Here is an 8,942-nt window from a genome sequence, read left to right as displayed (position 1 = left end):
CAAAAGCCGGCCTCCCAGGGGCACTGCTTGGTGCGGGAGGCGCTGCCGTTCAAAATGTGGGCCTTCGACTGATAGATCATGGTCCGGTCAATGTTCGTATGCCTCAAGTTCCTATAAATCCCTCTCACGTAGGGAACAGTGGTAATAATAATGGAGGAATGCCCAACCTGCCGATGGGACCGTCCTGGACACAGCGTCGATAGCGAGTGATATGGTAACGCATGAGTTTGAGTGGGGATCGTAGCCATAAGGCAGCCTCTAGTGAGTGACGAATTTCTTCCACCACCAGAGGTTCCAATCCCAGCACCTGATTTTGCAGGTGCGGCTTAACGATACCGTTAACGGCGATTAACCTTAAGGGATTTCCAGGCGGGGGATGGGCGTTAAAAAACCATTTAACTATTATTTATCATATAGTTATATTTTAAATATTTAAACTGACTTTTTCGCCGTTATCTCGGGAGCTGGAATATCCACTATCCCAGGGGCAGTCCAGCAAAGCAGTAAAAGTGGCCGTTACTTGGCAATCATTCCGGATAAAACTCCGGGTCCATGAATTGTTCAAAAGACCAGGGGCAGGAAGTTGGGAAAACGTTGCGCTTGATATTGGTTTCACGCTCCGCGCTGATCACCGCATCGCCGTAGGCATCTTCGATAATTTTCGGAAGATGATGTTTGAGGCTGGGGCTTTTTCAGGCGGCGCTCAATCTTACGGCGCGGCGCCTCAATGGCTAGTCGCCAACTCCGTCCTTGTCTTTCCGCCTGGAGCTGCCATTTCAACAGGTGTATGAATAGAACTTCAAGACGAAACTAATGATTAAGGTTGTGACTGCGGAGTTCCACTGTGGCAGGAAACCTTGGCGGCGGTGGATCCCTATGGTTACCTACGACCGGTTGACCCGGTTCACTGGTATTGGCGCGGATGTCGAATAACAATAGTCGTCCTGCTGTTCGACCACGATCTCAATCGTCCCGTGTTCGACACAATTTTGGTTAAGCATTGTTTATCAAATACTTATACTATAAATAATTTGAACTGAACCCTGCATTATACCCCCTGAACTCGGGAGCCTCGTTGCCGGTATCAGCATGGCCGGTTTGTGGGATCAATGTTATTGAAGATAAAGGACCAGAAGTTTTCATGGTCTGAATTTAACCACTGAGAACCTCGTTTAAGCAGAAGGTGAGAAAAATGGTAAGCGCACTCCCGGCGCCGTCTGCTTTTAACAGAAGCCGTTAGATGCCCTGGATGTTCATCTGGATAGCCTCCCTTAAGCCAAAAAACAATAAATAACCCGGTTATAAAACGACAAAAGGGTGCTAATAAGATTGTTTTTAGCTTTTGGCTATAACGATAAATTATGTATTCAAGATTCCCATAAACGATTCCGGCTATGAGCAATGAATTGATTGAAGGAAGCTCAAAACCGTCTATTGTTCCAGCCGGAGTTCCCATGATAAGGAAAAGATCGCTGACCATCCGATCAAAGAAGTGTTTTGATGGTAGTGGCTGGCGCGATTCGCTGGCTACCTTTTCGTTTTTGTTCGCGGCGCATCGCGTTCTGAAGCGGTCATTTCCACATAAACGGTCATAAACGGGTAAATTAGTTTCTTGCAGAAACTATTGGAAAAATCCGCCAGTTTGCTTAATTCAGGCCCTGGAATGCTTTATTTGTGATTTTTATCACAATTCATCAATACCATTACATTTTTTTCATCATTAAAATTTACGAATATCACTTTTTCAGCAATGGTAAAAACGCCGACTGACAGTTATGCCTAGAACACATTTTAGCGTCGCGTAATCTTTTAACTTATTAACATCGGAGGCCAGCATGTTACCCATTGAACGTCAGCGTCACATCATGGAGGAATTGAATTTACATGGCCGGGTACTGGTCGGCGAGCTGGTAAAACTTTGTCGCGTTTCGCAAGAAACCATCAGGCGGGATTTATCTCATCTTGAGAAAAAGGGATTATTACAGCGCAGCCACGGCGGCGCTGTCATGGCGGCCCGACACCAAGGAAATTTGCCAAACAAGAATAATATACAAAGTGAACATGAGTCGCCGTTTCGCCTGAGAATGAATGAAAATACCCAGGCGAAAACCATAATAGCAAAGCGAGCGCTGGCGTTTATCAGCCCGGGGGACTGTATATTGCTGGACAGCAGCACCACCTGCTGGTTTCTGGCAAGGCAGTTGCCGGATATTGAACTTACGGTGCTGACAAATTCGCTGCGTATTGTGCAGACGCTGGCGGTAAAGGGGCATATTCGCACCATCTGTCTGGGCGGGGAATATTCCAGCCACAATGAAGATTTCAACGGCGTGGTGACGGCTCAGCCTCTTAAGGAGTTTTTGATTAATAAGATATTTTTCTCCTGTAGCAGTCTGGGCAATGACGGTTATTTAAGGGCGATTAATGAAAACAATGCCAATCTGAAACAGCAAATGCTGATGGCATCAGAAAGAAAATATCTTTTAATTGATGCCGGTAAGTTTTTAAGACCTTCGTTTGCGCGTATTTGTCATTACCGCGACGTGGAGTTTTTAGTTACCGATAGTTTGAGTAATAAAGAGTTAAAGCAGGAGCTGGCGTGGAATGGCGTCAATATTATTGACTGCTCTCAGCGCCATAATGCCGTGCAGCTAATTAATCACCACGAAATATAACGATTACGCCAAGCGTGTTAATTTCCGGCGCGCTGCTGGCGCGACCGGCGGCAAATGCCGCGTCGCCGCCTGCCGAAACCACAAGCCAGACTGTTAAAACGGGGCTGCACAATGCAAATGAATGAACCACAAGCACTTATTACACTGGAAAATCTGTCAAAAACCTTCGGTGGCAACCGTGCGCTGAGCAATATTTCCCTATCGCTGGCGGCCGGAGAAGTCCATTGCCTGGCGGGAACCAACGGCTGCGGCAAAAGCACCCTGATTAAGGTTATTTCCGGGGTCCACGCGCCGGACGCCGCCAGCCGTATTACGCTCGATAACGGCGGACATTTTGGCCGCCTGACGCCAAAGCAGGCGCGCGATTTCGGCATCCAGGTGATTTATCAGGACCTGTCGCTGTTTCCCAACCTGAGCGTGGCGGAAAACATCGCCTTTGAACATAACCTTAACGGCTTGCTGGGCTGGCATAGCGCGAAAAAACTGCGCGCCAGCGCGACAAAGATTATCAACGAGCTGAAATTCGACCTGAAGCTGGAGACGAAGGTTGCCGACCTGTCAATCGCGCAGCGCCAGCAGGTGGCGATCTGTCGGGCGCTGGTGGCGGATGCCCGGTTGGTGATTATGGATGAGCCGACCGCCTCGCTGACGCGTACCGAAGTTAACCAGTTGCTGCGTACCGTGCGCTATCTGAAAGAGAAAAACATCTGCGTGGTATTTGTCAGCCATCGGCTGGATGAAGTGCTGGAAATTTCCGACCGGGTGACGGTGATCCGCGACGGTTGCAAGGTCGGCACCTGGCCTGCCGGCGAAATAGACGGCCACCGCCTCACCGAGCTGATGACCGGGCTGAAGCTCGACTATCAGCTAAAAACGCCGACCATGAATCCGCAACGCAAGCTGCTGGAGGTGGAAAACCTCAGCCGTAGGAATCAATACCATAACGTCAGCTTTACCCTCCATCAGGGTGAGGTTCTCGGCCTGTGCGGCCTGCTGGGCTCCGGGCGCACCGAGCTGGCGCTGTCGCTGTTTGGCATGACCAGGCCCGACGGCGGCAAGATTTGGCTCGACAGCAAGCCGGTGCGCTTTCGCAGCCATGAGGACGCCATAAAGTCCGGTATTGGCTACGTTTCGGAAGATCGGCTGACGCTTGGGCTGGTGCAGCAGCAGTCGGTGGCGGACAACATGGTACTGTCGATCCTCGACCAGTTGCGCAACCGTTTTCACCTGATCGACGAGTACCGCAAGAACAAGCTGATCCACGACTGGATAAGCCAGCTCGGCGTGCGCGTGGCCGATCCCGAGCACGCTATTTCAACACTATCCGGCGGCAACCAGCAAAAAATCGTGCTGGCAAAATGGGTGCTGACGCAGCCAAAAATCCTCATCCTTGATTCACCCACCGTCGGCGTCGACGTCGGCGCCAAGGCCAGCATCTACAGCCTGATACATCAGTTGGCGAAAGAGGGGCTGGCAATCATTCTGATTTCCGATGAAGTGCCGGAAGTTTACTACAACTGCGATCGCATCCTGCATTTTCGTGATGGCACCATTAATGGTGAATATCAGCCGCGGCAGGTGGAACAACAGCAACTGGCGGAGGCGATCAATGCCTGATTTATCTTTCCTTAAGCCGCGGTCAAGCCAGGGGTGGCTGGCTTGGGTGCTGCTATTTTTCATCCTGATGTTCTCGGTTGCCAGCGATCAGTTTCTCACGCTGCAAAATCTGCTCGACCTGACGGAAACCTATGCGGTAACCGGTATCTTTGCCCTCGGGCTGTTTGTGGTGCTGGTCACCGGCGGCATTGATATTTCCTTCGCTGCCGTGGCGTCGGTGGTGCAATACGGCATCGCGGCGCTGTTTATCAATTTCGGCTTCGACAATGCGCCGCTGAGCATCCTGCTGGCGCTGGCGTGCGGCACGCTGTTTGGCATGATCAACGCCGTGCTGATCTACTGGCTGCGCATCGTCTCCATCATCATCACCATCAGCATGCAGGCGCTGCTGTTCGGCCTTCTGATGTGGTTAACCGACGGCCGCAGCCTGTACAACCTGCCGGAGTGGTGGGTAACGCTGCACAACGTATTGCCGTTCAGCCTGAGGGGGCAAAGCTATCAGCTAGGGCTGCCGCTGTGCATCATGCTGATTATCGCCGCCATCACCTGGCTGCTGCTCAATAAAACCCATCTCGGCCGTCAGTTGTACGCCACCGGCGGCGACCAGGAGTCGGCGCGGCGCATCGGTATCCGCGTTGGGCTGATCCATATTCTCGCCTATGGCTACCTCGGCGCGCTGGCGGCGATCGGCGGCCTGGTGCAGGTTTATCGCGTCGGCGAGGTGGTGCCCAACGCGCTGGTCGGCGGCGAGCTGGACGTGCTGGCGGCAACGGTGCTGGGCGGCGCCAGCCTGATGGGTGGTAAGGGGACGGTGACCGGCACGTTGATGGGCGTGTTCCTGATAGCCATCCTTAAAAACGGCCTGAACCTGGTCGGCGTATCCAGCTATTTCATGAATATCGTCATCGGGGTGGTGATTATGGCGGCGATAATCGTCACCCATTACAAGAAACGCAGAGAAACCGATGTCAGCTTCGTCTGACCGGGGAGAGTGGTGATGAAGAAAATCAATTTTTTTACCAGCGATAAAGCGCACCCCGGCCTGCTGCTACTGATTGCGCTCAGTATCGCCAGCTTTAGCCTGTTGCTGCCGGGGCGCTTTTTAACCGGCTCCACCTTTATCAGCATGGGCTTCCAGTTGCCGGAACTGGGGCTGCTGACGCTGGCGATGTTTATCGCCATTCTCAGCGGCGGCCTCAATCTGTGCATTATCGCCACCGCCAACCTGACGGCGCTGTTTATTGCCTGGGTGCTGCTGAACTTTATGCCCGCCGCGGCCGGAACCGGCATGCAGTTGCTGTGGCTGCTGATAGCGCTGGCGGGCGCCGTGCTTATCGCCACGCTGATCGGCGTCATTACCGGGATGATGGTAAGCCGGGTAGGCGCGCATCCGATCCTGGTCACCCTAGCGACCATGATGACGGTAAACGGCATCGGCATCTGGCTGACGCACGGCACGGCGGTGAGCGGTATGCCGGAGGTGGTGCGCACGCTGGGGGCGGGAAGCTTCCTCAGCGTACCGTTGCCGCTGTGGCTGTTTTTTATCACTGCCGGCGCGATGGCGCTGTTTCTTGGCAAAACCCGCGCCGGAAAATGCATTTACATGGGCGGCAGCAACATCAACGCCACCTGGTTTAGCGGCATCAATACCCACCGGCTGCTGATAATGGTTTACGTCATCTCCAGCCTGCTGTGTGTGCTGGCGGGGCTCGTGATGATGGCGCGCTTTAATTCGGCGCGTATCGGCTATGGCGACTCCTACCTGCTGATTACCGTGCTGGCGATCATTCTGGGCGGTACCGACCCCAACGGCGGTTTCGGGCGGGTAACCGGCGTGGTGCTGTCGCTGATTGCCCTGCAGGTCCTGTCAACCGGTTTTAACCTGATGCACATCAGCCAGCATTTCAGTCTGGCGATGTGGGGGGCGGTGCTGATCGTGGTGCTGGGCCTGAAGTTCTTTAAAACCAAATTTATCCATTCCCGCGCGGTGCGTCGCAGTACCTTACTTGCACGCCAGGCCGGTTTAACCGAAAAAAAGGAAGTCTGATGCGTACCCATATTTCCCCCTCGCTGATGTGCATGAACCTGATGGAAATCAAGCAGCAACTGGCGGTGCTCGACAGTCGCGCGGACTTTCTGCACATTGATATTATGGACGGCCACTACGTGAAAAATATCACGCTGTCGCCGTTCTTTATCGAGCAGATTCGGCCGCATACCCAGGTGGCGATCGACGTGCATTTGATGGTGGAGAAGCCGACCGATTTTATCGAGGTTATCGCTAAAGCCGGCGCCGATTATATCTGCCCCCACGCCGAAACCATCAACCGCGACGCCTTCCGGGTCATTAACCAGGTCCGCGCGCTGGGTAAAAAAGTCGGCGTGGTGCTCAATCCAGCCACCCCGGTCTCGTTTATCCATCACTACATTCACCTGCTGGATAAAATCACCGTGATGACGGTGGACCCCGGTTATGCCGGGCAACCTTTTATCAGCGAAATGACGGGAAAAATCGCCGAGCTGCGCGATCTGAAAGCCCGGCAGAACTATCGTTACCTGATTGAAATCGACGGCTCCTGCAACCAGCGCACCTACGGCACGCTATTGGCGGCGGGCGCCGAAGTGCTGATTGTCGGCACCTCCGGGTTGTTCAATCTGCATAACAATTTGGAAACCGCCTGGGATTTGATGATGGACGACATCGGCGGGGCCAAAAGCGCGCTGCGGGAGTCAGCATGAGCGCGACCTGGCTGGGTATCGACATAGGCGGCACCAACACTCGGCTGCTGACGCTGAGCGGCAAGGATCAATGGGACGGGTTTGCTAAGTTTCCGACCGCCAGTTGGGCAAATACCGCGGACGCGCTGGCGGCGCTGGCGGCGCTGATTAACCAGGTGCTGGCAAGGCGGCCGCTGAGCGGGGTAATGCTGGGATTGCCCGGAATACTCAGCCGCGACCGCCGCCACGTTATCTCGCTGCCGTTTATTCAGGCGCTGGACGATATGCCCGTCGCGGCCCATCTCAGCGAGATGACCGGCGTGCCGGTGGCGATGGATAAAGACGTTAACCATCTGATGCTGTGGGATTTAATGCAGCTTGAAACGCTGCCGGATAACGCCGTCGGACTTTATCTTGGCACCGGCATGGGCAATAGCCTGTGGATCAACGGCCAGTTCTATCACGGCGAGCACGGTGGATCCGGCGAAATAGGCCATATTCCCTGGGCGGATAACGAACTGCCTTGTCCCTGCGGCAATCGGGGATGTGCCGAGACGCTGACCTCCGGGCATTGGCTCAGCCAGTGGGCGCGGCTGCGCGATCCGGACAGCGATATATCCCAGCTTTTTATCCGCCATGGCCAACACCCGGAGCTGCAGCAGTTCATCATCCGGCTGGGCAAGGTGATTGCCGGCGAGACGAATATTCTCGACCCGGAGTACCTGATCCTCGGCGGTGGCGTGCTGGCGATGGCCGGCTTCCCGCTGGCGGCGCTGCGCAGCGAGATCCAATGCCATCTGCGCCCGCCGGCGACGCGCGCGGAGCTGAAAATAATCATCAGCCATGCCACCGATCAAACCGGCTGCCGGGGCGCCTGCCTGGCCGCTGCGCGCAATTTCGGGGGGCTGGATGAAAGGTAAAGTTTGCGTATTCGGTTCGTTCAATCTCGACATCGTCGCCAAAATGTCGCGCTTTCCAGCGCCGGGCGAGTCGCTGGTGGCCCATAGCAGCATGATGGGGCCGGGCGGCAAGGGATCTAATCAGGCGACCGCCGCGCTGCGCGCCGGCGCGCGCGTGCATTACATCGGCAAGGTCGGTAATGACGATTTCGGCCTGTTTGCCCGCCGTCATCTGGAAAAAACCGGCTTTGACGCCATTACCCTGTTTACCTGCAAGGAGAAGCCGACCGGCAACGCCATGATCTACGTCGCCGGCGATGATGCGGAAAATATGATTTCGGTCTATCCCGGCGCCAATCTGACGGTCAGCGCCGCGGAGGTTAACCGCTGTCAGTCGACGGTAGCGGCAGCGGATATCCTGCTGGTGCAGTTGGAGAACAACCTCAGCGCCATTCAGCGCATGGCCGATAATGCCCGCCGGTCGGGAACCTACGTGATTGTGAATCCGGCGCCCTGGCAGAAGGTCACCGATGTTTTTTTGCAGAACGTGGATTTACTGACGCCTAACAGCACCGAAGCCTCGCAGCTGACCGGTATTGCGGTCAGCGATATCGATTCTGCGCGCCTTGCCGCGCGGGCGCTGCATGCCAAAGGGGTGCGCCAGCTCATTATTACCCTCGGCATGCAGGGCGCGCTGCTGTCGAGCGGCAGCATCATGGCGCTGGTGCCGGTCTATCCGGCGCAGCCGGTCGACAGCACCGGCGCCGGCGATTCTTTTAACGGCGCGCTGGCGGCGCGGCTGGCGGCCGGCGAGTCGCTGCAGCAGGCGGCGCTGTTCGCCTCGGCCTATGCCTCGGTGTGCGTTGAGCGCGCCGGCGCGGCGGAGTCGATGCCGCTGTACGCCGATGCGGTCGCGCGCATGCAGCAATATCCGCAGCTCGGCATTACGTTGATTGAAGCGGCCGGCGAAACGAGCGGCGCATAGCGATTGTTGTTTGATGACGTTGTTTCCACCTTGTACCCCACACTGATA

9 protein-coding genes are annotated in these 8,942 nt (G+C 55.2%); 7 read left to right on the top strand and 2 right to left on the bottom strand.

Translation table 11 applies throughout. From position 1 onward, the window contains the following. Nucleotides 1–527: 527 nt before the first annotated feature. Nucleotides 528–632 (bottom strand): DUF29 family protein, encoded by a 105-nt coding sequence (locus tag VGC33_RS11080; RefSeq protein WP_331120813.1) that lies wholly within the window; start codon nt 630–632, stop codon nt 528–530. Continuing rightward, a complete protein-coding gene (locus VGC33_RS11075) occupies nt 613–780 on the bottom strand; it encodes a DUF29 family protein (protein WP_331120812.1) in 168 nt (55 codons plus the stop codon). Before VGC33_RS11075 ends, VGC33_RS11080 begins: the two co-directional genes overlap by 20 nt. Nucleotides 781–1,835: 1,055 nt before the next feature. Here VGC33_RS11075 and VGC33_RS11070 point away from each other — a divergent pair. The 7 genes from VGC33_RS11070 to VGC33_RS11040 all read left to right on the top strand — a co-directional run bounded on the left by VGC33_RS11070 (nt 1,836) and on the right by VGC33_RS11040 (nt 8,894). Next, a complete protein-coding gene (locus VGC33_RS11070; RefSeq protein WP_331120811.1) occupies nt 1,836–2,675 on the top strand; it encodes a DeoR/GlpR family DNA-binding transcription regulator in 840 nt (279 codons plus the stop codon). A gap of 111 nt (nt 2,676–2,786) precedes the next feature. Next, nucleotides 2,787–4,292 (top strand): sugar ABC transporter ATP-binding protein, encoded by a 1,506-nt coding sequence (locus VGC33_RS11065; protein ID WP_331120810.1) that lies wholly within the window; start codon nt 2,787–2,789, stop codon nt 4,290–4,292. Next, on the top strand, nt 4,285–5,274 hold the full coding sequence (locus VGC33_RS11060) for an ABC transporter permease (protein WP_331120809.1): 990 nt from the start codon (nt 4,285–4,287) through the stop codon (nt 5,272–5,274). Before VGC33_RS11065 ends, VGC33_RS11060 begins: the two co-directional genes overlap by 8 nt. 15 nt (nt 5,275–5,289) lie before the next feature. Further along, nucleotides 5,290–6,339, top strand: a complete 1,050-nt coding sequence (locus VGC33_RS11055; RefSeq protein ID WP_331120808.1) for an ABC transporter permease — start codon at nt 5,290–5,292, stop codon at nt 6,337–6,339. Further along, nucleotides 6,339–7,031, top strand: a complete 693-nt coding sequence (gene alsE, locus VGC33_RS11050; protein WP_331120807.1) for a D-allulose 6-phosphate 3-epimerase — start codon at nt 6,339–6,341, stop codon at nt 7,029–7,031. Before VGC33_RS11055 ends, alsE begins: the two co-directional genes overlap by 1 nt. Further along, on the top strand, nt 7,028–7,930 hold the full coding sequence (gene alsK / locus VGC33_RS11045; protein WP_331120806.1) for an allose kinase: 903 nt from the start codon (nt 7,028–7,030) through the stop codon (nt 7,928–7,930). Before alsE ends, alsK begins: the two co-directional genes overlap by 4 nt. Beyond that, the gene (locus VGC33_RS11040) at nt 7,920–8,894 is read left to right on the top strand and encodes a ribokinase (RefSeq protein ID WP_331120805.1); all 975 of its coding nucleotides are present in this window, start codon (nt 7,920–7,922) and stop codon (nt 8,892–8,894) included. The genes alsK and VGC33_RS11040 overlap by 11 nt, the downstream gene beginning before the upstream one ends. Nucleotides 8,895–8,942: the final 48 nt, after the last annotated feature.

Origin of the sequence: Acerihabitans sp. (genome assembly GCF_036398755.1) — a bacterium.
Classification (GTDB): Bacteria; Pseudomonadota; Gammaproteobacteria; order Enterobacterales; family Enterobacteriaceae; genus Acerihabitans.
The sequence above is the reverse complement of the archived record's forward strand: the minus strand, read 5'-3'. Positions and strand labels throughout refer to the sequence as shown.

What these genes read in the sequence shown, in the direction of transcription:
- VGC33_RS11060 (WP_331120809.1), top strand. Translation starts at nt 4,285, where the DNA reads ATGCCTGATTTATCTTTCCTTAAGCCGCGGTCAAGCCAGGGGTGGCTG.
- VGC33_RS11065 (WP_331120810.1), top strand. Translation starts at nt 2,787, where the DNA reads ATGCAAATGAATGAACCACAAGCACTTATTACACTGGAAAATCTGTCA.
- VGC33_RS11070 (WP_331120811.1), top strand. Translation starts at nt 1,836, where the DNA reads ATGTTACCCATTGAACGTCAGCGTCACATCATGGAGGAATTGAATTTA.
- alsK (WP_331120806.1), top strand. Translation starts at nt 7,028, where the DNA reads ATGAGCGCGACCTGGCTGGGTATCGACATAGGCGGCACCAACACTCGG.
- VGC33_RS11040 (WP_331120805.1), top strand. Translation starts at nt 7,920, where the DNA reads ATGAAAGGTAAAGTTTGCGTATTCGGTTCGTTCAATCTCGACATCGTC.
- VGC33_RS11055 (WP_331120808.1), top strand. Translation starts at nt 5,290, where the DNA reads ATGAAGAAAATCAATTTTTTTACCAGCGATAAAGCGCACCCCGGCCTG.
- alsE (WP_331120807.1), top strand. Translation starts at nt 6,339, where the DNA reads ATGCGTACCCATATTTCCCCCTCGCTGATGTGCATGAACCTGATGGAA.